Consider the following 26,861-nt stretch of genomic DNA (forward strand, 5'->3'; position numbering starts at 1 on the left):
AACCAAGCTGTTTAAAAGGAGCTGGTTGATATGCGTATTCTTTATTTGCTGCTGGCGGGAGCCATGCTGTTTTATGCACTGCCAAGACTGGATATCTCAAGTGCAAATCCTCTTGAAAGCCTGTTTTCTCTCATCTGGATTCTATTTGCTCTTTTTGCTGCAGGCGGGAATTTAACGGGTCTGATGTATGCACCGAAAAAACACAAAGCAAAACAGGCGCAAGTGCGCAAGATGAAAGTCAGGCAGCGTGCAGAGGCGCGTTGATATAAAGCGGTCTCACCCTTATAATAGAAAAAGAAAGAATGGCTGATAAAAAAGGGTGAAGAAGCTTGGCGACAAAGCATGAACAAATACTGCAGCATATTGACGGCCTCCCGATCGGGGAAAAAATTTCGGTCAGGCAGGTCGCAAAAGATATGAACGTTAGTGAAGGCACTGCATACCGTGCGATTAAAGAAGCTGAAAACAAAGGCTATGTAAGCACGATTGAGCGTGTCGGAACGATAAGAATTGAAAAGAAAAAGAAAGAAAATATTGAAAAACTCACATACGCTGAAGTTGTAAATATTGTAGATGGACAAGTCCTCGGCGGACGGGCGGGACTCCATAAGACGCTCAACAAGTTTGTCATCGGCGCCATGAAGCTTGAGGCGATGATGCGCTATACGGGTGCGGGGAATCTGCTTATCGTAGGGAACCGGACAAATGCCCATCAGCTCGCCATTGAAGCGGGTGCAGCCGTGTTGATTACCGGCGGATTTGACACCGACGAGCATGTAAAAAGAATTGCTGATGAAGCCGAGCTTCCGATTATTTCAACAAGCTATGATACGTTTACTGTAGCAACCATGATTAACAGAGCGATTTACGATCAGCTGATCAAAAAGGAAATTGTTCTGGTTGAAGATATTCTGACAACGCTTGATAAAACGATATGCCTGAAAACGACTGATACAGTAGACGCGTGGTATCAGCATAATGTGAATACAGGCCACGGCCGTTTTCCGGTCATTGATAACCAGCTGAGGGTACAGGGTATGGTCACCTCAAAAGACGTAATGGGGTATGACCGCAGTGTGATCGTTGAGAAAGTCATGACGAAAAATCCAATCACGGTCATTGGGAAAACATCTGTTGCCTCAGCAGCTCAGATGATGGTCTGGGAAGGCATTGAGGTTTTGCCTGTAGTCGATCAGAACAACCGGCTGGAAGGAATGATCAGCCGTCAGGACGTTCTTCAAGCGCTGCAGATGATTCAAAGGCAGCCTCAAATCGGAGAGAAGCTGGATGACATCGTGACCAATCAGTTTATTGTCACGGCTGAGGATGCCAAAAAAGCGAATGTCTACCGTTTTCAAGTGTCCCCGCAAATGACCAATCATCTCGGCACGATTTCGTATGGTGTATTTACAACCGTTGTGACAGAAGCAACAAACCGGTACCTTCGCACACAGAAAAAAGGCGAGATTGTCGTTGAAAACATCACGATTTATTTTATGAAGCCTGTTCAGATGGACAGTATGCTTGAAGTGCATCCGAAGATCCTTGAAGTCGGGCGCAAGTTCGGAAAGATTGATGTAGAAGTATTCAGCAGCGGAGTGGCAGTAGGCAAAGCCATGCTGATGGTGCAGCTGATTGAGAGAAGCTGAATATATGCAAAAAAGCAGGCAGGGAAAACGAAAGGTTTTCCTGCCTGCTTTTTTGAACGGTCAGCCTTCCCTTGCTTCTTTTGCAGCGTGAGGAAGATAGTGCTTATAGGCTTTGTAGCCGGCCCAGCTGCTGGCAAGTCCGACAACCATAAAAATAATTCCAACGATCAATGAAACCGTTGAATGAAATAAAAACAGCTGGTTCAGGCCGAACAAAAACACAAATACACCCAGTGCGATGCTCGATTTTGCAGAGAGCCACTGTTTTTCCATCGGCTTTCTAGTTCTGTAAAACTTCACTTTATAGAAAAGATAAAAAGAGAAGGCAAATACGATCAGAATGACAAGTACAGGCATTAAGAATAACCTCCATAGTAAACTTACATCCTCTATTTTAATCATTCTTGCGCAGGATTGCTATAACCAAAGACAAGATTCGCTTTCTGCCCGGACGGTTTTATGCTTTAATTAGTCTATAATCAGGTTCGAAAAGGAGACTACATATGAAACAGGAAATTCTGTCAGAGATTAAGCAGTATGAAACAATCATCATTCACCGCCACGTTCGTCCTGATCCCGATGCATACGGGTCGCAATGCGGACTGGCAGAGATCATCAAGGCTTCTTTCCCGGAAAAGAACGTCCTTGCAGCGGGACTTGGTGAACCCTCACTCGAATTTTTATATAAAATGGACACCGTGAAAGACAGTGACTACGAGGGTGCGCTCGTGATTGTCTGCGACACCGCCAATCAGGAGCGTGTGTGTGACCAGCGCTACAATACCGGTGCAAAGCTCATAAAGATTGATCATCATCCAAATGAAGATCCTTATGGAGACCTTCTTTGGGTCGATACGTCCGCCAGTTCTGTCAGTGAAATGATTTATGAATTTTATCTTGCGGGCAAAGAAGACGGGCTTGTTATGCCTGACAAAGCAGCAGAGCTGATTTATGCGGGAATTGTCGGCGATACGGGCAGATTCCTTTTTCCAAGCACGACGAAAAAAACATTAAGATACGCCAGTGAGCTTGTTGAGTATGATTTTTCGTTTACGGGCATTTATGATGAGATGTATAAGACAAAATATAATGCGGCTAAGCTCAGCGGCTATGTGCTGCAGAATTTCAAGCTGTCGTCATCGGGTGCTGCTTCCATGATCCTGACGAAAGAGATCCTGGAGCAATTTGAAGTGAGTGCTTCTGAGGCTTCACAGCTGGTGGGCATGCTTGGCAATATTGAAGGTCTTCGGGCATGGGTCTTTTTTGTAGAAGAAGCAGATCAAATCAGAGTAAGGCTTAGATCCAAAGGTCCGGTTATTAATGAACTGGCAAAAAAATACCGCGGCGGCGGCCATCCGCTTGCTTCAGGTGCATCTGTTACAAGCTGGGAAGAAGCGGATCAGGTTCTTTCAGATCTTGAAAGCATTTGCCGGAGCTTTCAATAAACAAGATAAATGAACTTATTTCACAGGGATAAACCAGTACCCGAATTCAGTTGAATCTTCGTGAAAGGTCAGTCCCTGTGCAAGAAGTTCTTTTTTAATCAGTGAAGCAAGCTCGTTTGACTCCGCATAAGCTGAGTAGCCTTCTTTCAGGCGTGCCGCTTTTTCCCGGGCCATCTGTTTGTGGTTTAAGACATACATCCTCATTCCTCCTGATTTTGGGTTTGCTGCTATTACCATTCTACCCGAAAGGCAGGAAGGAGTGCGGGTAAATTAATTGAAATTTCTAAAAATAAACCATTCGGTTCCCGCGGCAAGGTTCATTGGTCCCGTTTTCTATTTTGCGAATGAGACTTTAAGCTCGATTGAGAGGGTGGTGTATATGAACATTTCCTCAATTTCGACCCGGTACTGCTTGTCATCGATTTTATATACTTTGTTTTCAACCGCTTTTTTCATCAGCTTTCTCGTTTTATAAACACTTTCCAGATCCTTTGCCAAAACATCAGATACATCTTCTTTCACCTGATCCTCAATCATAAATGTCATCAGGGACGTAAACTGATAGCGTTCCCCGTTCATTAAGGTCACGCTGATCTTCTGCACCCGGAGTTTTTCCTGAGTGATTTTATTCAGATTCTGAATCTCCTCATAGTAGCTTTTATTTGTCTGTTTCAAATCTTCAATTGTGTATGTCTGTTCTTCAATTTTTGTCACCAGCTTCTCCTGCCACTCGCCGTATATATAAAGGAAGATGCACCAGCTGATGATGGCTCCGAGCACCATGCCTCCAAAAAGCCGCTGCCAGGATGGGCGTCTGTATAATGGAGGAATTCTCATTCCGGTGTCTCCTGCGTCAGCCATAAGATCAGGAGCCAGCCGGTCTGCGCGCCGCCCATGGCTGAAATGATCAGCAGGACCTGTTTAATTACATCACGCGTTTCTCCTTCAAAAAATCCTCTTTCAAAGCTTGAAAAAGCGTCAAAGGTACCCCCGATTGCAGCGACAAGGGCCCATATTTTCAGTCTGTTTGCGAGACTGTAAATGGTCGACAGCGGAGGCTCACCTGCTAAGTAAGCACCGATGCCGCCAACGATCGATCCGCCCAGAATAACGCCGAGTGCTATGAAATAACTGTTGATAAAGGCCGGAATAAACGCCTCTTTAACCTCCATGCGATTCACCCCTTTCTTCTATGTATATGGACAAACAATGGAAGTATGAGATGGGACGGCTTCAATTTGTGTCACTTTTCAATAGAGAATATAATAAAAAGATGAGATTCAAAGAAAGGATGGGACATGCGATTGCCATTTGTTCACCTTCAAGTTCAAAGTGCCTACAGTCTGCTGAACAGTTCCGCGCGAATTGACCGGCTTGTTGAAAAAACAGCAGCCCACGGAGCAAAATCACTCGCGATTACTGACTTCCATACGATGTATGGAGCGGTAGCGTTTTATAAAACATGCATGAAACACGGCATCAAACCCATTATCGGGCTAATAGCGTCTGTTACGCTCGAAGAACAGGGTGCAAGCGACGGATACCCCCTTGTTCTGCTTGCCAAAAACAATGAAGGATACAGAAATCTGATCAAAATCAGCAGTGTCCTTCAAACAAGATCTCCAGGAGGAATAAAATCCCGGTGGATGAAATCCTACAGCTCAGGAATTATCGGGTTAACACCCGGCGACAAGGGCCTGGTCGAACAGGCGGTCTTGAGCGGGAATAAAGAGGAAGCGGAAAAAACGCTTTTGCTCTATAAATCTCTGTTTCATGAAGGCGATTTCTATCTTTCGCTCCAAAACCACAGCCTGCATACAGATAAAGAACTGGAGAAAGGAATTTTAGAATTAAGCGGAAGAACAGGGGTGCCTGCTGCCGCTGCTAACAACGTTCACTATATTGAAAAAGAAGATGCGTTTGCCCACAATTGCCTTCTGGCCATTAAAAACGGAGCAAAGCTTGAAGACGACAGTGACTTCGCCCTTCCTTCCAATCAATATTATTTAAAAACCCCTGCTGAAATGGCAGAGCTGTTCAGGGATTGCCCCGAGGCTCTGGAAAACACTCTGAAAATAGCAGATATGTGCCAGGTCACAATGGAACTTGGACAAACCCGTCTTCCGAAGTATCCAGCACCTGACGGCCTTCCGGCTGACGAATATTTGGAGCGCCTTTGCCTGTCCGGTCTCAAAGAGAGGTTCAGCGATCCGCCAGACAGCTACTATAAAAGGCTTGACTATGAGCTGAATGTAATCAGGGAGATGAAATTCAGCGACTATTTCCTGATTGTCTGGGATTTCATGAAATATGCCCATGATCATCGAATTCTCACAGGTCCTGGAAGGGGATCTGCAGCAGGCTCACTTGTTGCCTATGTTTTGAGAATCACAGATGTGGATCCAATTGAGCACCGCCTTTTATTTGAGCGCTTCTTAAATCCCGAGCGCATAAATATGCCTGATATAGATATTGATTTTCCTGATTCTAAAAGGGATGAGATCATTTCGTATGTGGCAGAAAAGTACGGGGCGATGCACGCTGCTCAAATTGTGACGTTCGGCACACTCGCTGCAAAAGCTTCCCTCAGGGATGTCGGGAGAGTCATGGGGGCATCTGCCAAGGAAGCGGATGTTCTGGCAAAGCTCATTCCTTCAAAGCCCGGGTCCACCTTGGAGCAGGTTCTCTCAGAATCCAAAGACCTTCAGCAGCTTCTGGATGATTCGGATTTGTACAGGAGGATTTTTGAAACAGCCGTAAAGCTTGAAGGCCTTCCGAGGCACACCTCCACACATGCAGCGGGCATGGTGCTGAGCAGCCAGCCGCTTACAGATATCGTTCCGATCCAGGAGGGGCATAACGGCATTTATTTAACGCAGTTTTCAATGGATTATCTTGAGGATCTCGGGCTTTTGAAAATGGATTTTCTCGGCCTCAGAAATTTAACGCTGATTGAGCAGATCACAGGTTTAATCGAACGCCATGAAAAGAAACGGATCGATTTTGACCGCATTTCCTACGCGGATGATAAAACGTTCGAGCTTCTTGGCAAAGGGGATACAACAGGGGTTTTTCAGCTTGAATCAGACGGGATGCGCAGCGTTCTGAAACGGCTCAAGCCGACAGATCTTGAAGATATAGTGGCTGTAAATGCCCTGTACCGTCCGGGTCCGATGGAAAACATTCCGCTTTACATTAGAAGGAAACACCTGGAAGAGCAAATCGAGTACCCGCATCCGGACCTGTTGCCCATCCTTCAAACGACGAACGGCGTTATCGTCTACCAGGAGCAGATCATGGAGATTGCGTCTAAAATGGCCGGTTTTTCTTTAGGTGAAGCGGATCTTCTAAGGCGCGCTGTCGGAAAGAAACAAAAAGAAATTCTTGACCGGGAGAGAGAGCACTTTGTTTCGGGCTGTCTGAATAACGGCTATGACCGGGCGTCTGCAAACCATATTTACGATTTAATCGTCAAATTTGCAAATTACGGGTTCAACCGGAGCCATGCTGTTGCCTACAGCATGATTTCCTTTCAGCTTGCCTATTTAAAAGCCCACTATCCTGTTTATTTTACGGCCGCTCTTTTAACGAGCGTGATCGGAAACGATGAAAAAACCGCCCAGTACATTCGTGAGGCAAAGCAGCATGGAGTCACAGTTCTTCCTCCTTCTATTAATAAGAGCGAATATCCTTTTCTTGTCGAAAACGGAAGCATCCGCTTCAGTCTGAATGCGATTAAAAGTGTAGGCGTCAACGCTGTAAAAGAAATCTATGCGGCCAGAAAGAAAAAAGCATTCTCTGATCTGTTTGATTTCTGCACCAGGGTATCCATGAAAACCGTGAACAGACGGGTTGTTGAGTCTCTCATCTTTTCGGGAGCCATGGATGAGTTTGGGATGGAGAGGTCCACTCTGCTTGCAAGCCTTGATCTTGCGATTGAACATGCTGCCCTCTTTTCAACAGATGATGAAAATCAATTTGATTTGTTTTTAGAAGAGGAAGAATTCAGCATCAAGCCGAAATATATAGAAGTTGAGCCGTTCAAAACAGAAGAAAAGCTGAAGTTTGAAAAAGAGTCGCTTGGTTTTTATTTTTCAAGCCATCCTGCTTCAGCCCATTTGCCGCTGTTTCAGCGTGCGGGAGTTCTTCCGCTGAGTGAAGCCGTGCTTTTCGGCCAGAAAAAAGTGAAAGTCGGCGTGTTCATTTCTGCCATGCGCACGATCCGGACGAAAAAAGGCGAGGTCATGGCGTTTCTTGCCTTAAGTGATGAAAGCGGGGATCTTGAAGCGGTCGCTTTTCCAAACGTTTATACGAAGGCCCGGAATTTGCTTGATCAGGGAAATGTGGTCATTCTTACAGGCAAAATGGAAACCCGCAGCGACCGCACGCAGCTGATTATTTCCGATGCGGAAACAGTAGAGGACCTGAAGAAAAGAGCAAAGACGCTCTTTTTAAAAATCGAGGAAATGCATCTTGCGGAAGGAAAGCTTCAAACCGTGCAGAATACTCTTAAAAAGCACCGCGGCACAACGCCTGTTATTCTCTACTATGAAAAAGAGAAAAAGAGCGTCAGACTGCCGGATGAATATAACACAGAAGCGAGTGCTGCATGTCTTTCAGAGCTTAAAAAATTACTCGGAGAGAAAAATGCAGCAGTCAAAGAATAAGGACAAAGGTCCGGTGCCGGACAAAAAGACAGGACTTTACAATACTTAAAATTATGTTATGATTTATTATTGGCTGGAGGTGGTCTGACCACCTCCAAATAGACCCTAAGGAGTGAGAACATGTCATTGCGCGAAGAAGCATTACATATGCATCTAGTTCATAAAGGAAAGCTTGAATCGAAATCAAAAGTACCAGTCAGAAATGCTAAAGACCTGAGCTTAGCATATTCTCCAGGGGTCGCTGAACCTTGCAAAGCGATTTATGAAGATAAAAATAAAGTGTACGACTATACAATGAAAGGCAACATGGTTGCCGTTGTTTCTGATGGAACGGCTGTGCTTGGGCTAGGAAATATCGGACCTGAGGCAGCGCTTCCTGTTATGGAAGGGAAAGCTGTTCTTTTCAAAAGCTTCGCAGGGGTTGATGCGTTTCCAATCTGTTTAAACACAACGGATGTGGACAAGATTGTAGAAACGGTCAAACTTCTCGAACCTACTTTCGGCGGCGTAAATCTTGAGGATATTGCTGCTCCGAATTGCTTCGTTATTGAAGAGCGCCTGAAAAAAGAAACAAATATCCCGATTTTCCATGATGACCAGCACGGCACAGCCATCGTAACAGTGGCAGGTCTTGTGAACGCATTGAAGCTTGCGGGCAAATCTATGTCAAGCATCAGGGTGGTTGCAAACGGAGCGGGTGCAGCAGGCATTGCCATCATTAAGTTGCTTTACCGCTACGGTGTGCGCGATATTATCATGTGCGATTCCAAAGGGTCGATCTTTGAAGGCCGCTCTTACGGAATGAACAGTGTAAAAGAGGAAGTCGCCAAATATACAAACCGTGACCGCACAGAGGGAAGCCTTGCCGACGTCATTAAAGATGCGGACGTGTTTATCGGTGTTTCAGTAGAAGGAGCTTTAACGAAGGAAATGATTGCATCCATGAAAAAAGATCCGATCATCTTTGCTATGGCAAACCCTGTTCCTGAAATCATGCCCCATGAAGCGAAAGAAGCGGGCGCGATGGTCATCGGAACAGGCCGTTCCGATTTCCCGAATCAGGTAAACAACGTTCTCGCTTTTCCGGGCATTTTCCGCGGGGCGCTTGATGTGCGCGCTACACACATAAATGAACAAATGAAAATTGCGGCTGTAGAAGCGATTGCTGCCCTGATTTCAACTGAGGAACTGACGGCGGATTATGTCATACCGGCTCCATTTGATGCCCGGGTTGCTCCTGCGGTGGCGGCGGCTGTTGCGAGGGCAGCAATGGAAACCGGAGTGGCCAGAATAAAAGCCGATCCTGAGGAAATTGCAGAAAAAACGAAGCAGCTTGCGATTATTGAAACAAAGTGAGTGATGTACAATGAGTGCATCCAAACCTAAAGTATATATTGAAATTCTTCGCGAAATCAGGTCGATCATCAAAGAAGACGGGCTCGCTGCGGGCGATAAGATTCCATCTGAACGCGAGCTTGCCGAACGGCTTCAGGCCGGGCGTTCCTCTGTCAGAGAAGCGCTTCGGGCGCTTGAGCTCCTGGGGATCATTGAAACGAGGCGCGGGGAAGGCACATTTATTAAAGACTTTCGCGACAATGACCTTGTCGAAATTCTCGGCACCTTTATTCTTCAGGATAAAAATGCGATTTCTGATCTTACTGAGATGAATAAGCTTCTTGAATATAATGCCCTGCAGGTCCTGCTTGCAAAAGACCGCGAGGCGGAACTGAAAGAACTGAGAGACAGGTTGAAGCAAGAGATGATGACCCATGCAGCATTCATGACAGAGCTTATGAAACTGTCGGATAATTTTCTGCTGTACCGCATTTGGACAGTTGTCAGCGAATACGTAAAGCTGATTCAGCCCAAACCTGAAACCGGATCTCAAGCCGTCTATGAAGAAATCATTGACGGACTGCTTTCCAAGGACGAAAATCGTGTATTCCAATCTTTTTACACTCTAGCTCATAAAGAAAGTGCCGATAAGGCATAACATCTTTTTTCGGAAAGGCTTCCCTGCTGCCGGCTTATTATCAGCGGCGCAGCTTCACAGCCTGCAAAAAAATGGATGACGGTCTGGCAATTGCCCGGTCGTTTTCATAGAAAAGGAGGCAGCGATTTGTTAAAGGATTTATTTTCAAAGAAAAAGAAATATGCATCCATTCCTTCAGATCAGGCAAAGCACGATGTGCCTGAAGGAATTATGACAAAATGTCCAAGCTGTAAAAAGATTATGTATACGAAAGAATTAAATAAAAACCTGCGCGTGTGCATGAACTGCGGCCACCACCATACAATGAATGCCAAAGAGCGCATTAAGAGTTTATTTGATGAGCATACATTTAAAGAGTTTGATAAAGAGATGGTTTCTGAAAACCCTCTTAATTTTCCGGGCTATCTTGAAAAAGTAGAAAAAGACCGGAAGAAAACAAAGATGAATGAAGCGGTCGTAACAGGCGAGGGAGCCATTAACGGCAATCAGACCGTGGTTGCGGTCATGGATGCAACCTTCCGGATGGGAAGCATGGGGTCAGTCGTTGGAGAAAAGATTACGAGAGCGATTGAGCGCGCGAATGAAAGAAAACTTCCATTTATCATCTTTACAGCTTCAGGCGGAGCGAGAATGCAGGAAGGTGTTTTAAGCCTCATGCAGATGGCCAAAACGAGCTCTGCCCTGAAACTGTTCAGTGATAACGGCGGATTGATCATTTCTGTTATGACACACCCGACAACAGGCGGTGTATCAGCAAGCTTTGCCTCTTTGGGAGATTACAATTTTGCTGAACCGAAAGCGCTGATCGGTTTTGCCGGCAGACGGATTATTGAACAGACGATCAGGGAAGATCTTCCGGAAGATTTCCAGACGGCAGAATTTCTTTTAAAACACGGTCAGCTTGATGCGGTCATCAACCGTCTCGATATGAAGGATACTCTTTCGAATATCCTTGAGCTTCATTCCTCAGGAGGTGCATCTTCATGGTAGGGGAACTGGAATTTGAAAAGCCCGTTACAGAACTGAGGGCAAAGATCTCTGAACTGAAAGAGTTTACAGAGAGTACAGATGTGGATTTGTCTGCTGAGATCTCAAAACTTGAAGGACGCCTTGAAAAGCTTGAGAGAGAAATTTATACAAATCTTCAGCCGTGGGACAGAGTTCAGATTGCAAGACATCCGAACCGTCCGACAACACTTGACTATATTGAAAAGCTCTTCACAAACTTTTTTGAGCTTCACGGGGACCGCTATTACGGGGATGATGAAGCCATCGTCGGCGGAATTGCCAAATTTAACGGACTTCCTGTAACGGTCATTGGTCATCAGCGCGGAAAAGATACAAAAGAAAACATCCGCAGAAACTTCGGAATGCCTCATCCCGAAGGCTACCGCAAGGCGCTCAGGCTGATGCATCAGGCTGATAAGTTCGGCCGTCCGATCATTTGCCTGATTGATACAAAAGGAGCATACCCTGGAAAAGCAGCCGAAGAACGCGGCCAAAGTGAAGCCATTGCAAAGAACCTTTTTGAAATGGCGGGGTTATCCGTACCGGTCATCTGTATCGTAATCGGCGAGGGCGGAAGCGGAGGTGCGCTTGCTCTTGGAGTCGGCAACCACATCCATATGCTTGAGAATTCAACCTATTCGGTTATTTCCCCAGAAGGAGCTGCGGCCCTTTTGTGGAAAGATTCAGGGCTTGCCAAAAAGGCAGCGGAAACGATGAAAATTACTGCACCGGACCTGAAAGAACTGGGTGTTATTGATCAAATCATCAAAGAAGTAAAAGGCGGCGCCCACAGGGATGTTGCTGAACAGGCAAAAAATATGAATCAGGTCATTCATGATTCTCTGAAGGAGCTTTTAAAACTCAATGGAGAGCAGCTGATTCAGCACCGCTATGAAAAGTTTAAAAGAATCGGCCAGGTTTCGTTTGCAGAGGAAATTATTGGGGTAAAATAGGTTAACGTGTAGCCTTCGTCAGGAAGGCGGCACGTTTCTTTTTTTGAAAGGACTGTTTTGCAGACCTTAAATCATAAATGAAGAATGCCAAATCTGGTTATTCATAGAAAAACAGCCAGTTCATGTGAGTGAGATTATTCGACAATCCGAAAAGGAAGCGTTTACTTGACTTAATTTTCAAAGATTCGCTGAAAACCCTTCAGGACAGGCGGTTTTATTGTATAATGAGAAAGGTTTAAAGGTAACGTGAATTTTCGACATTTGTCGTTTCTTGTCTATTGTATTGCCCATTTCTTCATGTTATTTTAATATCACATACTACTTTGGGGTGAGAAAAATGAAAAAAATCGGCGTATTAACCAGTGGAGGAGATTCACCTGGCATGAACGCTGCCGTACGCGCTGTCGTACGTAAAGCGATCTATCATGACGTAGAGGTGTTCGGCATTTATCATGGTTATTCAGGCTTAATTGCAGGCCATATAGAAAAACTTGAACTCGGTTCGGTAGGAGATATTATCCACCGCGGTGGTACAAAGCTCTACACAGCCCGCTGCCCGGAGTTTAAAACGGTTGAAGGCCAGCTCAAAGGCATCGAACAGCTGAAAAAGCACGGCATTGAAGGCCTTGTAGTCATCGGCGGAGACGGTTCTTACATGGGAGCTAAAAAACTGACTGAACACGGTTTCCCGTGCGTAGGCGTTCCAGGCACCATTGACAATGACATTCCAGGGACAGATTTTACAATCGGATTTGACACGGCACTAAATACCGTGATTGATGCAATAGACAAAATTCGTGATACAGCAACTTCACATGAGCGTACATATGTAATTGAAGTAATGGGACGCCATGCAGGAGATCTTGCACTATGGTCCGGCCTTGCAGGCGGAGCAGAAACCATTCTGATTCCTGAGGTTGACTATGATATGGAAGATGTACTTGCCCGTCTGAAGCACGGAACAGACCGCGGCAAAAAGCACAGTATCATCATTGTTGCTGAAGGCGTCGGAAGCGGAGTTGACTTCGGAAGAAAGATCGAAGAAGCTACAAACCTCGAAACACGTGTCTCCGTTCTTGGCCACATTCAGCGCGGAGGATCGCCAACAGCATTTGACAGAGTCCTTGCAAGCCGCCTGGGAGCTTACGCTGTAGAACTGCTTCTTGAAGGCAAAGGCGGACGTGCGGTCGGCATCCAGAATAACAAGCTGACAAACAATGATATCCTCGAAATTCTAGACACACCGCATACGATTGATCAGAACATGTACCAGCTTTCAAAAGAATTATCCATCTGATATCCCATCAGACTGGTATCGTTTTCATACCAATAAACAGGAGGAATTTATCGAATGAGAAAAACGAAAATAGTTTGTACGATCGGCCCTGCAAGTGAAAGTGTAGAGAAGCTTACACAATTGATGGAAGCAGGCATGAACGTATCGCGCCTGAACTTCTCCCATGGAGATTTTGAAGAGCACGGAGCACGCATCAAAAATATCCGCGAAGCAGCTGCAAAGCTTAATAAGAATGTTGCCATCCTTCTTGATACGAAAGGACCGGAAATCCGCACGCACTCTATGCAGGACGGAGCAATTGAACTCGTAGCAGGATCTGAAGTAACGGTATCTATGACTGAAGTTCTTGGTACAGCAGACAAGTTCTCCATTTCTTACGAAGGTCTTATCAACGATGTTCATACAGGTTCAATCATCCTGCTTGATGACGGTCTGATCGGTCTTGAAGTCATTGAAATCAATAAGCAGGCCAATGAAATCAGAACTAAGATCCTTAACACTGGAACACTTAAAAATAAAAAAGGCGTCAACGTGCCGGGAGTAAGTGTAAAACTTCCTGGAATCACAGAAAAAGATGCAAATGACATCTTGTTCGGAATTGAGCAGGGAGTGGACTTTATCGCTGCATCATTCGTGCGCCGCGCAGCAGATGTTCTTGAGATCCGTGAATTGCTTGAAAAAAATGGAGCTCCTCAAATCCAGATCATCCCGAAAATTGAAAACCAGGAAGGCGTCGACAACATCGATGAAATTCTTGAAGTATCAGACGGCCTGATGGTAGCGCGCGGAGACCTTGGCGTTGAAATTCCGGCAGAAGAAGTGCCTCTAGTTCAAAAAGAATTGATCAAAAAGTGCAACGCAGCAGGCAAGCCGGTTATCACGGCTACGCAAATGCTTGACAGCATGCAGCGCAACCCGCGCCCTACACGCGCAGAAGCAAGTGACGTTGCAAACGCCATTTTCGACGGTACCGATGCAATCATGCTTTCTGGTGAAACAGCAGCCGGTTCATACCCTGTTGAAGCTGTTCAAACAATGAACAACATCGCATCACGTGCAGAACAGGCACTGGATTACAAGCAGATTCTTGCAAAACGCAGCGAGCAGGCTGATATGACGATTACGGATGCTATCGGACAATCGGTTGCACATACAGGCTTAAACCTTCAGGCAGCTGCCATTGTAGCAACGACTGAAAGCGGCCATACTGCACGCATGATCTCAAAATACCGTCCTAAAGCTCCAATCGTTGCGGTTACATCATGTGAATCTGTTTCACGCAAGCTTGCTCTTGTATGGGGCGTACATTCACGCAACGGCGAACAGTCTTCATCAACAGATGAAATGCTTGATCAGGCTGTTCAGGAATCTCTGCTTTCAGGTGTAGTCAAGCATGGTGATCTGATTGTCATCACAGCTGGTGTACCGATCGGAGAAACAGGCACAACGAACCTGATGAAAGTTCATGTAGTCGGCGATGTTATCGCTAAAGGCCAGGGCATTGGCCGCAAAACGGCATTCGGCAAAGTTGTAGTAGCAAGCTCAGCTGCTGATGCAGAAGCAAAAATGACACAGGGAGCCATTCTGGTTTCTCAAAGCACAGACCGCGACATGATGCCTGCGCTTGAAAAAGCAGCAGCTCTTATTACAGAAGAAGGCGGCTTGACAAGTCATGCTGCTGTAGTAGGCTTAAGCCTTGGAATTCCTGTTATTGTCGGCGTTGAAAACGCAACAGCTATCTTAAAAGACGGACAGGAAATCACAGTAGACGGATCACGTGGAGCCATCTACCAAGGACACGCAAGCGTACTTTAAGTGAATACAGGAAAAGAGAAGGGCAGATCCCTTCTCTTTTTTGCATGTGTTTCATATACTGTTGCAGTAGATGAACAAGCCTTTTTATCCAAAACGCGAGGTGAAAATCAGATTGAGATATATCCTGCCTTTTCTAATCATCATCCCTGCGCTTGAGATTGGCATTTTGCTGTTCTCAGGCAAAACACTCGGCATTGTTCCGACCATCCTGCTGATCATTGCAACTGGAGTAGGCGGAGCATGGCTTGCCAAAAAACAAGGCATAGAAGCCGTTCAAAAAGTCCAGAGAGAAATGAGCAGGGGCAACATTCCCGGAGACTCGATTCTCGACGGACTCTGTATCCTTACAGGCGGCCTTCTTTTGCTCACGCCGGGCTTTGTCACCGATATCACCGGTTTTATGCTGCTCATACCCGGCACGAGGAAAATGGTTAAACCGCTTCTTCAGAAGCAGATCAGCAAAATGATCGAGCGAAACCGGTTTACCATCATAAGATAGAGCCGGGTGAAGCTGTCCGTCCATAAGAAATCCCCCGAAAAAATTCGGGGGATTTCTTATCTTGCTGCAGGGGTATAATAGGTGCTTACACTTTGTCATGAAATTGGAGATTTTTGGATGATTTGGAGTGAAAGTAAGTCAAAGAATCGTACCCTGTAAAACTTAAAAACGATATTAGAGGGTAAGGAAAGCCAAGAATCGTACCCTGTAAAACTGTGAAACGATATTAGAGGGTAAGGAAAGCCCGGAATCGTACCCTGTAAAACTGTGAAACGATATGCGAGGGTAAGGAAAGCCAAGAATCGTACCCTGTAAAACTGAAAATCGATATTAGAGGGTAAGGAAAGCCCGGAATCGTACCCTGTAAAACCGTAAAACGATATGCGAGGGTAAAGAAAGCCAAGAATCGTACCCTGTAAAACCGTAAAACGATATGCGAGGGTAAGGAAAGGCTGGAATCGTACCCTTTAAAACCGTAAAACGATATGCGAGGGTAAGGAACTATGAAAACTGCACCCTCTGAGTTGAACGTGCAGGAAAGCTGCCGAAAACGCGGACACTGCTTCTGGGCATAGCAGTTACGCTATTTCTCATCACCGGCTTTTCCCTGTTATAAACTTCCACGCATCCTCAAAAACCCCGGCGTTCTGAAGGGCGTTAAAAATGACAAGAGCAACCGGTCCTGCAATCAGGCCTAAAAACCCGATCAGCTTAAAGCCGACAAACAGAGAAAGCAGGGTAGCAAGCGGATCAAGACCAATGGTGGAAGAGAGAATTTTCGGTTCGATCAGCTGCCTCTGCATTAAGATAATAAGATACAGCGCGCAAAGTCCAATAGCAAAGGGGAGTTCGCCGCTGAAAGCAGAGTAGATGATCCAGGGAACAAATACAAGACCGGTGCCAAGGTACGGCAAAAGATCGACCAGGCCAATCAGCAGAGCAATCGTGATTGCATAATCCACTCTCAATAAGAGCAACCCTATAAGGACGGTCACAGCAGTGATGCTGATTAAAATAATCTGAGCCTTTATAAAACCGAATAATGCTTTTTTTAAGTCATCTGCGACTGACCTTCCGCTTTTCCGTGCTTTGACGGGAAGGTATTTTCTGAGGAGCCGCTGGAACTTGTACCAGTCCTTGCTGATAAAAAAAGCGGCTAAAAGAGAAAAGACAGCGGCGGTTGCTGCATTTGGAAGCCAGCTGATCAGAAGCGGAATGTTTTCTAAAATTTCTTTTAAAAAATCAGCCGCGTTAGATCCAATTTGTTCACCGGTGTGCTGGATGTTTGCAAGAATCGTTTTTTGCTGGGATGCATCAAGAGTATTAAACAGCGCTGCAAAGTCCTCATAGACCGGCAGAATCCGGTCTAACGTAAATGTTTCAATATAAACAACAAGCGTTTTAAAATGTTCAGGAACAGATGAAGCTAAATAAGTCGTTCCCGCTACAATCTCTGCAATAAGAAGTGTAACCATTCCCGCAAAGACAATGACTAAGCACGCAATAGACAAAAACACGGCAGCGCCGCGAACCATCCGCCTCTCAAGCAGATCGACCATGGGATTTATAATAGAGGCTAATAGAAAACCTATAATAAATGGATAAGCGAGGGCAGATACATAATAGACGGACGCAGCTGCAGCTATGATGACCGCCGTGACTGCAAGGGCTCTGAAGGCGGCCTGTGCCGGATGTGCATTCAATAAATTACCCTCCTGTTCTCTTTAAGAAAAATCTGGAAAGGAAGAATGAAATGAATCAACCTGTCCTATTTTTAATCATATTATTCATCGTTGGATTTCTTGCCAAAAATCAGTCATTAATGTTTGCAGTAGGTTTTCTTCTTGCTGTCAAACTGACCGGACTTGATGAAAAACTGTTTCCGCACATTCAGTCAAAAGGCATAAACTGGGGTGTTACGGTTATTACGATTGCTGTTCTCGTCCCGATTGCTACAGGTGATATCGGGTTTAAGCAGCTGACAGAAGCAATGAAATCTTCGTACGCATGGATTGCCCTTGGTGCAGGAATTGCTGTGGCGCTGATTGCGAAAAACGGTTTGACTCTGCTGCAGGATGACCCGCACATTACAACGGCGCTTGTATTTGGAACCATTCTTGCTGTTTCTTTATTTGGGGGAGTGGCAGTCGGGCCGCTGATTGGAGCGGGCATTGCCTATCTGGCCATGCAAACGGTTAAATTTTTTGGTTAATATAATAAATTCTGATACAATATACGAGAAGGCGCCTTGAAAACCTATTATTCATCTTAAATATCATTTTTCTGACAAATTTTTTGCTTCTGGAAATTCTTTTCGTTCACAAAAATCAGATAATTGTTTATAATGGATATAGGCAGTTTGATTACGCCTTCTTGTTCATCTTAAGTCACAATTGAAGATAACATTCGATGTGGCTCTTATAATGGCTGTAAATGTAAGCATTTTCTTTTTAAAAATGCTTGAGTATTGAGCAAGCGCTCGGTCGTTTAAATAATTGGAAGAATGGGCAAATAAGAAGAAAAAAAGATTTGTCGAATGCTATCTTTTATTGCTGACGAGAAGAGCGGATCAATGGGGATATTTTTGCAAAGGAGAGATTTACATGACAACAACACGGGGTCTGGAGGGAGTAGTTGCTACTACTTCATCCGTAAGTTCAATTATTGATGATACTCTTACATATGCGGGGTATAACATCGATGATTTAGCAGAGAATGCTAGTTTCGAAGAGGTTGTATATTTATTGTGGCACAGAAAGCTTCCTGATCATGCAGAGCTTGCACAAATTAAAAAAGAGCTTGCAGAGAATGCGGAAATTCCGCAGGAGGTTGTCAGCCATTTTAAATCGTACGACCTTAAGTCAGTGCATCCGATGGCGGCGCTCCGCACAGCTGTTTCCCTTCTGGGGCTGTTTGACAGCGAAGCCGATGTCATGGATCCGGAAGCGAACTACCGCAAAGCGATCCGCCTGCAGGCTAAACTGCCTACAATTGTGGCTGCATTCGCACGTGTCCGCAAGGGTCTTGAGCCTATTAAACCGAAGGCAGATGTAAGCTTAGCAGAAAACTTCCTGTATACACTGACAGGCGAAGAGCCAAGCAGTGTTGCTGTTGAGGCTTTCAACAAGGCGCTCGTTCTTCATGCCGATCATGAATTAAATGCATCTACATTCACAGCGCGTGTCTGCGTGGCGACACTGTCAGACGTCTATTCCGGAATCACTGCAGCGATCGGAGCTCTAAAAGGGCCGCTTCACGGGGGAGCAAACGAAGCTGTTATGAAGATGCTGAAGGAAATCGGCGATGTGGATAACGTTGAAGCGTACCTTCACGAAAAGTTTGCCCGCAAAGAAAAAATCATGGGATTCGGCCACCGCGTATACCGTCAGGGAGATCCGAGAGCCAAGCATCTGAGAGAAATGTCCGAGAAGCTCACTAACCTGACAGGCGAACCGAAATGGTTTGAAATGTCCACAAAAATCGAAGAGATTGTTACACGCGAAAAATCAATTCCGCCGAATGTTGATTTCTATTCAGCATCCATGTACCACAGCCTTGGAATTGACCATGACCTTTTCACGCCGATCTTTGCTGTCAGCCGTGTATCAGGATGGCTTGCCCACATTCTTGAGCAGTACGAAAACAACCGCCTGATCCGCCCTCGCGCAGATTACACAGGCCCTGACATGCAAAAATACGTTCCAATTGAGCAGCGCGGCTGATTTTAGCGGATGAGGCAGTATCGGCATATGCTGATGCTGCCTGTCCCTGCGCATTACTCCAAAAAAACAAATTTCACTTACATAACAGGAGGTAACTACAATGACACAAGGACAAAAAATCACAGTTACAGACGGAGTACTTAACGTACCAAACGATCCAATTATTCCATTTATCGAAGGAGACGGCATTGGTCCTGATATCTGGGCTGCAGCTTCACGCGTTCTTGAAGCAGCTGTTGACAAAGCTTACAATGGCGAGAAGAAAATCGTATGGAAAGAAGTGCTTGCAGGAGAAAAAGCATTCAATCAGACCGGCGAGTGGCTTCCTGAAGAAACACTTGACGTGATCCGCGAGTATTTCATCGCAATCAAAGGACCTTTAACAACTCCTGTAGGCGGCGGAATCCGTTCATTGAACGTTGCACTTCGCCAGGAGCTTGATCTGTTCACATGCCTGCGTCCAGTACGCTACTTCAACGGTGTTCCGTCTCCAATCAAACGCCCTGAAGATACAGACATGGTAATCTTCCGTGAAAATACTGAAGATATCTATGCCGGCATCGAGTATGCAAAAGGCTCTGAGGAAGTTGAAAAGCTGATTGCTTTCCTTAAAAATGAAATGGGCGTAAACAAAATCCGTTTCCCTGAGACTTCAGGCATCGGCATCAAGCCTGTATCAGAAGAAGGTACACAGCGTCTTGTGCGTGCTGCCATCAACTATGCAATCAAAGAAGGCCGCAAATCCGTAACACTTGTTCACAAAGGCAACATCATGAAATACACAGAAGGAGCCTTCAAAAACTGGGGCTACGAGCTTGCTGAAAAAGAATTCGGAGATCAAGTATTCACTTGGGCTGAATATGACCGCATCGTTGAAAAAGACGGCAAAGACGCTGCAAACAAAGCGCAGCAGGAAGCTGAAGATGCAGGCAAAATCATCGTAAAAGATTCCATTGCTGATATTTTCCTTCAACAGATCCTTACTCGTCCGCGCGAGTTTGACGTAGTTGCTACAATGAACCTGAACGGCGACTACATCTCAGATGCTCTTGCTGCACAAGTCGGCGGAATCGGAATCGCTCCTGGAGCAAATATTAACTATGAAACTGGACATGCTATTTTCGAAGCAACACACGGAACTGCTCCTAAATACGCAGGTCTTGATAAAGTAAATCCATCTTCTGTTATTCTGTCAGGTGTCCTTATGCTTGAGCACTTAGGCTGGAATGAGGCAGCTAAACTTGTTGTAGAAGCAATGGAAAATTCAATCTCTGAAAAAGTTGTCACTTATGACTTTGCCCGTTTAATGGACGGCGCTAAAGAAGTGAAATGCTCTGAGTTCGGAGATGCACTGATCAGCAAAATGTAAGGTCTTCTCAGGTCAATAATCCGCAGAGCTGTTTTTCACTTATGGAAAACAGCTCTGCTATGCTAAAGGGGATGTTTTAATGGGCATGAAGCGCAAAAAAGTTTCCGTAATCGGCGCAGGTTTCACAGGAGCAACCACTGCATTTTTATTAGCTCAAAAAGAACTGTCTGATGTTGTGCTTGTTGATATTCCGCAGCAGGAGAATCCGACTAAAGGAAAGGCTTTGGACATGCTTGAGGCAGGTCCTGTCCAGGGATTTGACGCTCAGATTACAGGAACCAGTGACTATGCAGATACGGCTGATTCTGATCTTGTCATCATTACAGCAGGCATTGCTAGAAAACCCGGAATGAGCCGCGACGACCTTGTTCAGACGAACCAGAAAATCATGAAAAGCGTGACAAAGGAGATTGTGAAGTATTCGCCAGATGCGGTCATTCTAGTTTTGACCAATCCGGTTGATGCCATGACCTACACGGTTTTCAAAGAGTCAGGTTTTCCTAAACACCGCGTCATCGGCCAGTCAGGTGTTCTCGACACTGCGCGCTTCCGCACATTTGCGGCACAGGAGCTGAATCTGTCTGTGAAAGATGTGACTGGATTTGTTCTTGGCGGACATGGTGATGACATGGTTCCTCTAGTGAGATATTCGTATGCCGGCGGAATTCCGCTTGAAACGCTGATCCCTAAAGACCGCCTGGAAGCAATTGTTGAGAGAACACGCAAAGGCGGCGGTGAGATTGTCAATCTTCTTGGAAACGGAAGCGCCTACTATGCACCGGCTGCATCTCTTGCAGAAATGGCAGAAGCTATTCTTAAAGATCAGCGCCGTGTGATCCCCGCTATTGTTTACTTAGAAGGAGAATACGGGTTCGAAGGAATCTACCTTGGAGTTCCTGTCATTCTTGGCGGAAACGGGCTTGAGCAGATTATCGAGCTCGATTTGAATGATGATGAAAAAGAAGCATTATCAAGGTCTGCTGACTCGGTCAAAAGTGTCATGAAGGTTCTTTCTTAATCGCTGCCGGGGCTGGAGAATACTCTCCAGCCCCTTTCAGCAAGTGTTTTGTAAACGTTTTCAAACGATTGGAGGATGACGACAATGCTGCTTGGCAAAAAAAGAAAACTCGGAAGACAGATTGATGAAATCACGGTTGGAGAGAAATTAACGCTGACCGAAAAAATTGAAGATAAAGACCTGCTGCTCTATCTTGGACTGACAAATGATTCAAATCCGCTCTATATTCAGCACGATTATGCGTCACTGACGCCTTATGAAAAGCCGATTGTCCCAAGCATCATGCTGACGGGCATCATAACATCTGCGATATCCAAATATATGCCCGGACCGGGAAGCCACATTCTCAGTCAAAACCTTGAATTTGTCCGGGCAGTCTATCATTACAGCATGATTCAGTTCCTGTTCGAGGTGACCCAAGTGAATGCGTCCGAAAATACTGTGCTCCTAAAGGTACATGCGCACAATGACAAAGACGAGACCGTCATCCAGGGAACGTTAACAGTTTCGCCTCCTGCAGCGATTGCCTCTATGGACGGCAGTGCTCTGGAAAATTTTTAATCCAATGCCGGCACCTGATCAGGGTGCCGGCATTTTACTGCCTGTGACTGGAATGTCTTTTCCTGTTTTGGCTATTCTAATAGAGACAGACAGCGTGCTGAAAGGATCATTTGAAAGAAAACATTTGTTCATTTGAATCTATCCTCTATAATGGAAGTATAAAAGAGAGAAAACACGTTGGATTGCTAGGGGAATACTATTTGGTGGAGGCTTTATATGAGTAAGAAAATTCTGGTCGTAGATGATGAGCAATCAATCCTGACTCTGCTGCAATACAATCTGGTTCAGGCAGGGTATGAGGTAATAACCGCTATAGATGGAGAAGACGGGCTTGAGAAGGGTTTGAATGAGTCCCCTGATCTAATGGTTCTTGATCTTATGCTGCCTAAAATGGACGGGATTGAAGTGTGCAAGCAGCTTAGACAAAAGAAAATCATGGTGCCGATTCTCATGCTGACGGCTAAAGATGATGAATTTGATAAGGTGCTTGGCCTTGAGCTTGGCGCTGATGATTATATGACAAAGCCTTTCAGTCCGAGAGAAGTTGTGGCGAGAGTGAAAGCCATTTTGAGAAGAACGCAGACAACTTCGGAATCTGAAGAAAAAGAAGTCGATACATCTGAAAGAATTATGATAGGCGATTTGAGAATTCTTCCTGAACATTATGAAGCGTATTACGGGGATGAACGCCTTGAGCTGACACCTAAGGAATTTGAATTGCTTGTATACCTTGCACGTCATAAAGGAAGAGTACTGACGCGCGACCAGCTTTTGAGTGCCGTATGGAACTATGATTTTGCAGGGGATACACGAATCGTGGATGTCCACATTAGTCACTTGAGGGAAAAGATTGAACGCAATACGAAAAAACCGCTTTATATTAAAACAATAAGGGGACTCGGCTACAAGCTTGAGGAGCCTAGGCTGGATGAATAGATTCCGGTCACGCCTTATTTTTGCCCTTATTACTCTGATTATTGCCGTATTGATCGGCCTGGGGCTTTTGCTTGGTCAAATTTTCGGCAGCTATTACATGAGTTCTTTTCAGGAGCGGATGAAAGAGGAAGCGAAAATTACTGAGCTTCTGGTAAAGGAAAAGGGACTGTCGTCTTCTGAGATGGATTCCTTCCTGAACCGCTACAGCAAAGCCATTAAAGCTCATATCACCATTTATGACAGAAACGGAAATGTTCTGCATGATGCCGGGCCGTTTAAACAGGATCACACTTCTATTTCAAAAGAGATTCTTCTAAAGCATCGGAATGCAGACAAAGGCTTCAAATTAAATATACAAAATGACAAACTGTATTTTTACGGACTTCCTTATTTGGAAAACAACGAAAAGCGGGGGTACATCGTCCTCAGCTCTACAGAATCGTCTTTAAAGAAAATCAACCAGCAAATATGGGGCTTGCTGATTGCAAGTCTTGGAATGGCCCTCCTTGTCATTCTGCTGCTTGCTGTCAGAATTACATCACGCTACACAAGGCCGATTGAATCGGCGACAAACGTTGCGATGGAGCTTGCAAAAGGAAATTATAAAGCAAGAACCTATGAAGATCACCTGGATGAAACAGGCATGCTCAGCCAGTCTATTAATGTGCTTGCCAGAAACCTTCAGGATATGAACCGTGCACAGGAAATGCAGCAGGACAGGCTGCAGACACTGATCGAAAATATGGGCAGCGGTCTGATTCTGATTGACGGAAGAGGCTACATTAACCTGGTAAACCGGGCATACAAAGAGCTCTTTCACATTAAGTCAACAGACTTCCTATACAAGCTTTATTATGAAGCGTTCGAACACCGGGAGATTGTTGATTTGGTCGAGCATATCTTCATGACTGAAATCAAAGCAAGAAAACAGCTGCATCTCCCTCTGAAAATTGAGCGCAGGCATTTTGAAGTTTACGGTGCGCCGATTATAGGCACAAACGATGAATGGAAAGGCATTGTGCTTGTTTTCCATGATATCACTGAGCTGAAAAAACTCGAACAGATGAGAAAAGACTTTGTTGCGAACGTATCGCATGAGCTGAAAACACCGATTACATCGATTAAAGGGTTTACGGAAACGCTGCTTGACGGAGCACTTGAAGACAGGCAGACGCTGGAGTACTTTCTCTCGATCATCTTGAAAGAAAGCGACCGTCTTCAAACGCTTATTCAGGATCTGCTTGACCTGTCCAAAATAGAACAGCAGGGCTTTAAGCTGAACCTTCAGCACTGCAATGCGAAGGAAGTTCTCGAAGAAGTCATCATTATCCTAAAAAGCAAAGCAGAAGAAAAAGAAATCGGGCTCTCACTTGCTATGCCGGAGGATGAGCTTCATATTTACGGGGATGTGTACCGCCTGAAGCAGATCTTCATCAACCTGATCAGCAATGCATTGAACTATACACCCAAGGGTGGCAAAGTGAATGTTATCCTCAAAGATGGCGGTGACCATGCCGTATTTATCGTGAGTGACACGGGGATTGGCATTGAAAAAGAAGAAATTCCGCGGATTTTCGAACGTTTTTACAGAGTAGACAAAGCGAGAAGCCGGAATTCAGGCGGGACAGGGCTCGGGCTTGCCATTGTCAAACATCTGGTAGAAGCCCACAAAGGACGGATTTATGTGAGCAGCACCGTTGGAGAAGGGACTACGTTTACAGTTAAACTGAACAAAAACCAAAACGAAGGCTAGTTTACAATATATTTACATCACATTTATTCCTGCTTAATAAAATGCTGATAATATACTAAGTGAAAACCCCTTCATCCAAGGAGCCAATCTTTTGGACGAGAACATCCCTGTTCTCGTCCCTTTTTTTGTCTTCAAAAAAAGATGAAACCTTTTCATGGAAAGAACGTAAATATTTGTGAAGAGAAAAAGGGGGCGGAGAAATGATCAGCATCAGGCGCATTTACACGATCATAGGGGCAGTTCTGCTGGCTGCAGTCCTGTTGATCGTTGCATTTACAACATGGTATACGGTCGATGAATCCGATCAGGCGGTTATCATCACATTCGGTGAAGTAGAAGAAGGCATCAGTGAGCCCGGTCTTCACTTCAAAATGCCATGGCCGATACAGTCCGTTGAAAAGCTGTCCAAAGAAACGTTCAGTCTTAAGTTCGGCTATTCCGAAGAAAACGGCGAAGTTAAATCCTTTCCAAAGGATACAAAAATGATCACAGGGGATGAAAATATCGTTCTCGCAGATATGGTTGTGCAGTGGAAAATTACCGATCCTGAAAAGTACTTGTTTAACTCGGAAGATCCAGAGGAAATCCTGTATGACGCCACATCAGCTTCCCTGCGAAGCATTATCGGCAGCTCTGAAATTGACGATGCGCTCACGTCCGGAAAAGTGGAAATCGAGGAAAATGTTCAGGAACTGCTGATTTCCTTGATGGAGAAGTATGATATCGGCATTTCGGTTCTGGCCGTCAAACTTCAGGATGTTGACCTCCCGAATGATGAGGTAAGGAAAGCCTTTACGGACGTAACAAGCGCGCGTGAAACGATGAATACAAAAATCAATGAAGCAAAAAAATACTCAAATCAGCGAACACGTGAGGCTGAAGGGGAAGAGGATGCACTCATCTCAAAAGCAGAAGCTGACAAAACGGCAAGAATCGAAAAAGCCCGCGGAGAAGTAGCTAATTTCAACGCTGTTCTTAGCGAGTATGAAAAAGCCGAGGGCATAACAGAGAAGCGTCTCATTCTTGAAACGATCGATCAAGTGCTTCCTGGAGCCACGATCTATTTTATGAAAGATGACGGAAGCACAATGAAATACCTCCCTATTGGCGAACTGCAGAAGAAAAAGGAAGAGCCAAAACCTGAAACTGAGGAAGGAAGTGAAAAGAATGGCCAATGACAACCTGGTGGACATGAGTGAAAAGCGCGGAGATTCCGGAGGATACGGCAAATATATAAAGACGGGACTCTGGCTTTTACTCACCCTTGCTGCAGCGATTGTTCTTTTCACCAACATGTTTGTCGTAAAAGAAAATGAATATAAAGCAGTCCGCCAGTTTGGTGAGGTTGTAAGAATCATCGAAAAGCCGGGGCTGCACTTGAAGGTGCCTTTTGTACAGTCGGTTTCCTCCATTCCAAAATATCAGATGACATATGATGTTGAAGAAGCGGAAATCAATACGAAAGATAAAAAAAGAATACTGATCGATAATTATGCTGTGTGGAAAGTGGATGATCCTAAAAAAATGATTGCCAACGCGAGAACGCTCGTGAACGCTGAAACAAAAATGGCAGAGTTCACTTTTTCCACAGTCCGTTCAGAGCTTGGCCGGCTCAACTATGATGAAATCATCAATGATGAAAAGTCGTCAAGAGGCAGCATTAATGATAAAGTCACTGAAATCGTGAATGGTCTTCTGGAAAAAGACGGGTACGGAATTACAGTTACAGATGTCAGAATCAAACGCACCGACCTGCCTGAGGACAATGAAGCATCTGTTTATACCCGCATGATCTCCGAAAGACAGTCAACGGCCCAGGATTACTTGTCCCAGGGTGATGCAAAGAAAAACAGTGCCATTGCAGCAACCGACCGGACTGTAAAGGAAATGCTGGCTAAAGCAGCAGCCAATGCAGATGTTATCAGAAGTCAGGGAGAACAGGAAGCAGGGAGAATCTACAACAGTTCCTATTCTAAAAACCCGGAATTCTATGAATTGTACAGAACACTTGAATCCTATAAAAAGACAATTGACGAAGAAACGGTCATTATCATGCCGTTTGACTCTGATTATGCTAAAACATTGATGGGCGGAACTGACTAACAGCGTCCTGTCCCCTGATTTTCATTCTGTCTGCCTGTCATGGTAGAATAGAGAAAGAAAATCAGGGGATTTT

At 45.1% G+C, this 26,861-nt stretch carries 25 protein-coding genes; 20 read left to right on the forward strand and 5 right to left on the reverse strand.

The window, feature by feature from the left end; genetic code table 11:
• Nucleotides 1-30: 30 nt before the first annotated feature.
• Together MHB63_14145 and MHB63_14150 are read left to right on the forward strand one after the other, a co-directional pair.
• Nucleotides 31-264 (forward strand): hypothetical protein, encoded by a 234-nt coding sequence (locus MHB63_14145; GenBank protein ID MEK3807659.1) that lies wholly within the window; start codon nt 31-33, stop codon nt 262-264.
• A 65-nt stretch (nt 265-329) separates the two neighbouring features.
• Nucleotides 330-1,649, forward strand: coding sequence for a DRTGG domain-containing protein (locus MHB63_14150; GenBank protein ID MEK3807660.1), 1,320 nt, complete (start codon nt 330-332; stop codon nt 1,647-1,649).
• 60 nt (nt 1,650-1,709) lie between these two features.
• On the opposite strand, the gene MHB63_14155 is transcribed toward MHB63_14150, so the two are convergent.
• A complete protein-coding gene (locus MHB63_14155) occupies nt 1,710-2,006 on the reverse strand; it encodes a YtpI family protein (GenBank protein ID MEK3807661.1) in 297 nt (98 codons plus the stop codon).
• Nucleotides 2,007-2,152: 146 nt separating this feature from the next.
• Between MHB63_14155 and MHB63_14160 the strand changes: the two genes are divergently transcribed.
• Nucleotides 2,153-3,094 carry a bifunctional oligoribonuclease/PAP phosphatase NrnA gene (locus tag MHB63_14160; protein MEK3807662.1) on the forward strand — a complete coding sequence of 314 codons (942 nt, stop codon included), beginning with the start codon at nt 2,153-2,155 and terminating at the stop codon, nt 3,092-3,094.
• Between the two features lie 15 nt (nt 3,095-3,109).
• Here MHB63_14160 and MHB63_14165 read toward each other — a convergent pair whose 3' ends face one another.
• The 3 genes from MHB63_14165 to MHB63_14175 form a co-directional block, all read right to left on the reverse strand.
• Entirely contained in the window at nt 3,110-3,292 is a 183-nt protein-coding gene (locus MHB63_14165) for a hypothetical protein (GenBank protein MEK3807663.1), read from the reverse strand.
• A gap of 135 nt (nt 3,293-3,427) precedes the next feature.
• The gene (gene ytrI, locus MHB63_14170) at nt 3,428-3,931 is read right to left on the reverse strand and encodes a sporulation membrane protein YtrI (GenBank protein MEK3807664.1); all 504 of its coding nucleotides are present in this window, start codon (nt 3,929-3,931) and stop codon (nt 3,428-3,430) included.
• The gene (locus MHB63_14175) at nt 3,928-4,266 is read right to left on the reverse strand and encodes a YtrH family sporulation protein (GenBank protein MEK3807665.1); all 339 of its coding nucleotides are present in this window, start codon (nt 4,264-4,266) and stop codon (nt 3,928-3,930) included. Before MHB63_14175 ends, ytrI begins: the two co-directional genes overlap by 4 nt.
• A 132-nt stretch (nt 4,267-4,398) precedes the next feature.
• Here MHB63_14175 and dnaE point away from each other — a divergent pair, with 132 nt between their 5' ends.
• The 8 genes from dnaE (at nt 4,399) to MHB63_14215 (ending at nt 15,326) form a co-directional block, all read left to right on the forward strand.
• Nucleotides 4,399-7,761: a DNA polymerase III subunit alpha gene (dnaE, locus tag MHB63_14180; protein MEK3807666.1), complete on the forward strand. Its 3,363-nt coding sequence runs from the start codon at nt 4,399-4,401 to the stop codon at nt 7,759-7,761.
• A 120-nt stretch (nt 7,762-7,881) separates the two neighbouring features.
• On the forward strand, nt 7,882-9,117 hold the full coding sequence (locus tag MHB63_14185) for a malic enzyme-like NAD(P)-binding protein (protein MEK3807667.1): 1,236 nt from the start codon (nt 7,882-7,884) through the stop codon (nt 9,115-9,117).
• 10 nt (nt 9,118-9,127) lie between these two features.
• Nucleotides 9,128-9,754, forward strand: a complete 627-nt coding sequence (locus tag MHB63_14190) for a GntR family transcriptional regulator (GenBank protein ID MEK3807668.1) — start codon at nt 9,128-9,130, stop codon at nt 9,752-9,754.
• A gap of 126 nt (nt 9,755-9,880) precedes the next feature.
• Nucleotides 9,881-10,744, forward strand: coding sequence for an acetyl-CoA carboxylase, carboxyltransferase subunit beta (accD, locus tag MHB63_14195; protein ID MEK3807669.1), 864 nt, complete (start codon nt 9,881-9,883; stop codon nt 10,742-10,744).
• Complete coding sequence (gene accA / locus MHB63_14200; GenBank protein MEK3807670.1) at nt 10,738-11,715, forward strand: acetyl-CoA carboxylase carboxyl transferase subunit alpha; 978 nt, start codon at nt 10,738-10,740, stop codon at nt 11,713-11,715. Before accD ends, accA begins: the two co-directional genes overlap by 7 nt.
• 337 nt (nt 11,716-12,052) lie before the next feature.
• Nucleotides 12,053-13,012: a 6-phosphofructokinase gene (gene pfkA, locus MHB63_14205; GenBank protein MEK3807671.1), complete on the forward strand. Its 960-nt coding sequence runs from the start codon at nt 12,053-12,055 to the stop codon at nt 13,010-13,012.
• A 54-nt stretch (nt 13,013-13,066) separates the two neighbouring features.
• Nucleotides 13,067-14,827 (forward strand): pyruvate kinase, encoded by a 1,761-nt coding sequence (gene pyk / locus MHB63_14210; protein MEK3807672.1) that lies wholly within the window; start codon nt 13,067-13,069, stop codon nt 14,825-14,827.
• A 112-nt stretch (nt 14,828-14,939) separates the two neighbouring features.
• A complete protein-coding gene (locus tag MHB63_14215) occupies nt 14,940-15,326 on the forward strand; it encodes an FxsA family protein (protein ID MEK3807673.1) in 387 nt (128 codons plus the stop codon).
• 593 nt (nt 15,327-15,919) lie between these two features.
• Here MHB63_14215 and ytvI read toward each other — a convergent pair.
• Nucleotides 15,920-17,029, reverse strand: coding sequence for a sporulation integral membrane protein YtvI (gene ytvI, locus MHB63_14220; protein MEK3807674.1), 1,110 nt, complete (start codon nt 17,027-17,029; stop codon nt 15,920-15,922).
• 50 nt (nt 17,030-17,079) lie between these two features.
• Between ytvI and MHB63_14225 the strand changes: the two genes are divergently transcribed.
• From MHB63_14225 to MHB63_14265, 9 genes are all read left to right on the forward strand, one after another.
• The gene (locus tag MHB63_14225) at nt 17,080-17,538 is read left to right on the forward strand and encodes a DUF441 domain-containing protein (GenBank protein ID MEK3807675.1); all 459 of its coding nucleotides are present in this window, start codon (nt 17,080-17,082) and stop codon (nt 17,536-17,538) included.
• A gap of 391 nt (nt 17,539-17,929) precedes the next feature.
• Nucleotides 17,930-19,048, forward strand: a complete 1,119-nt coding sequence (gene citZ / locus MHB63_14230; protein MEK3807676.1) for a citrate synthase — start codon at nt 17,930-17,932, stop codon at nt 19,046-19,048.
• Nucleotides 19,049-19,148: 100 nt separating this feature from the next.
• Nucleotides 19,149-20,417 carry an NADP-dependent isocitrate dehydrogenase gene (icd, locus tag MHB63_14235; GenBank protein MEK3807677.1) on the forward strand — a complete coding sequence of 423 codons (1,269 nt, stop codon included), beginning with the start codon at nt 19,149-19,151 and terminating at the stop codon, nt 20,415-20,417.
• A 79-nt stretch (nt 20,418-20,496) separates the two neighbouring features.
• On the forward strand, nt 20,497-21,435 hold the full coding sequence (gene mdh, locus MHB63_14240; protein MEK3807678.1) for a malate dehydrogenase: 939 nt from the start codon (nt 20,497-20,499) through the stop codon (nt 21,433-21,435).
• 87 nt (nt 21,436-21,522) lie between these two features.
• On the forward strand, nt 21,523-21,996 hold the full coding sequence (locus MHB63_14245) for a MaoC/PaaZ C-terminal domain-containing protein (protein MEK3807679.1): 474 nt from the start codon (nt 21,523-21,525) through the stop codon (nt 21,994-21,996).
• 216 nt (nt 21,997-22,212) lie between these two features.
• Nucleotides 22,213-22,932 (forward strand): response regulator transcription factor, encoded by a 720-nt coding sequence (locus MHB63_14250; protein ID MEK3807680.1) that lies wholly within the window; start codon nt 22,213-22,215, stop codon nt 22,930-22,932.
• Nucleotides 22,925-24,685 (forward strand): ATP-binding protein, encoded by a 1,761-nt coding sequence (locus MHB63_14255; protein MEK3807681.1) that lies wholly within the window; start codon nt 22,925-22,927, stop codon nt 24,683-24,685. Before MHB63_14250 ends, MHB63_14255 begins: the two co-directional genes overlap by 8 nt.
• Before the next feature lie 200 nt (nt 24,686-24,885).
• A complete protein-coding gene (gene hflK / locus MHB63_14260; protein MEK3807682.1) occupies nt 24,886-25,863 on the forward strand; it encodes an FtsH protease activity modulator HflK in 978 nt (325 codons plus the stop codon).
• Nucleotides 25,853-26,788, forward strand: coding sequence for a protease modulator HflC (locus MHB63_14265; GenBank protein ID MEK3807683.1), 936 nt, complete (start codon nt 25,853-25,855; stop codon nt 26,786-26,788). The genes hflK and MHB63_14265 overlap by 11 nt, the downstream gene beginning before the upstream one ends.
• The last annotated feature ends 73 nt before the right edge of the window (nt 26,789-26,861 follow it).

The sequence above is a fragment of the Bacillus sp. FSL H8-0547 genome, from assembly GCA_038002745.1.
Taxonomy (GTDB): Bacteria; Bacillota; Bacilli; order Bacillales; family Bacillaceae; genus Bacillus_P.

Excerpts from the sequence above, each read along its gene's own strand:
- accA (MEK3807670.1), top strand. The coding sequence starts at position 10,738 with ATGGTAGGGGAACTGGAATTTGAAAAGCCCGTTACAGAACTGAGGGCA.
- pfkA (MEK3807671.1), top strand. The coding sequence starts at position 12,053 with ATGAAAAAAATCGGCGTATTAACCAGTGGAGGAGATTCACCTGGCATG.
- MHB63_14250 (MEK3807680.1), top strand. The coding sequence starts at position 22,213 with ATGAGTAAGAAAATTCTGGTCGTAGATGATGAGCAATCAATCCTGACT.
- MHB63_14155 (MEK3807661.1), bottom strand. The coding sequence starts at position 2,006 with ATGCCTGTACTTGTCATTCTGATCGTATTTGCCTTCTCTTTTTATCTT.
- MHB63_14160 (MEK3807662.1), top strand. The coding sequence starts at position 2,153 with ATGAAACAGGAAATTCTGTCAGAGATTAAGCAGTATGAAACAATCATC.
- MHB63_14225 (MEK3807675.1), top strand. The coding sequence starts at position 17,080 with ATGAATCAACCTGTCCTATTTTTAATCATATTATTCATCGTTGGATTT.
- icd (MEK3807677.1), top strand. The coding sequence starts at position 19,149 with ATGACACAAGGACAAAAAATCACAGTTACAGACGGAGTACTTAACGTA.
- MHB63_14255 (MEK3807681.1), top strand. The coding sequence starts at position 22,925 with ATGAATAGATTCCGGTCACGCCTTATTTTTGCCCTTATTACTCTGATT.
- ytrI (MEK3807664.1), bottom strand. The coding sequence starts at position 3,931 with ATGAGAATTCCTCCATTATACAGACGCCCATCCTGGCAGCGGCTTTTT.
- citZ (MEK3807676.1), top strand. The coding sequence starts at position 17,930 with ATGACAACAACACGGGGTCTGGAGGGAGTAGTTGCTACTACTTCATCC.
- MHB63_14190 (MEK3807668.1), top strand. The coding sequence starts at position 9,128 with ATGAGTGCATCCAAACCTAAAGTATATATTGAAATTCTTCGCGAAATC.
- mdh (MEK3807678.1), top strand. The coding sequence starts at position 20,497 with ATGGGCATGAAGCGCAAAAAAGTTTCCGTAATCGGCGCAGGTTTCACA.
- hflK (MEK3807682.1), top strand. The coding sequence starts at position 24,886 with ATGATCAGCATCAGGCGCATTTACACGATCATAGGGGCAGTTCTGCTG.
- MHB63_14185 (MEK3807667.1), top strand. The coding sequence starts at position 7,882 with ATGTCATTGCGCGAAGAAGCATTACATATGCATCTAGTTCATAAAGGA.
- pyk (MEK3807672.1), top strand. The coding sequence starts at position 13,067 with ATGAGAAAAACGAAAATAGTTTGTACGATCGGCCCTGCAAGTGAAAGT.
- MHB63_14145 (MEK3807659.1), top strand. The coding sequence starts at position 31 with ATGCGTATTCTTTATTTGCTGCTGGCGGGAGCCATGCTGTTTTATGCA.
- MHB63_14265 (MEK3807683.1), top strand. The coding sequence starts at position 25,853 with ATGGCCAATGACAACCTGGTGGACATGAGTGAAAAGCGCGGAGATTCC.
- MHB63_14175 (MEK3807665.1), bottom strand. The coding sequence starts at position 4,266 with ATGGAGGTTAAAGAGGCGTTTATTCCGGCCTTTATCAACAGTTATTTC.
- MHB63_14165 (MEK3807663.1), bottom strand. The coding sequence starts at position 3,292 with ATGTATGTCTTAAACCACAAACAGATGGCCCGGGAAAAAGCGGCACGC.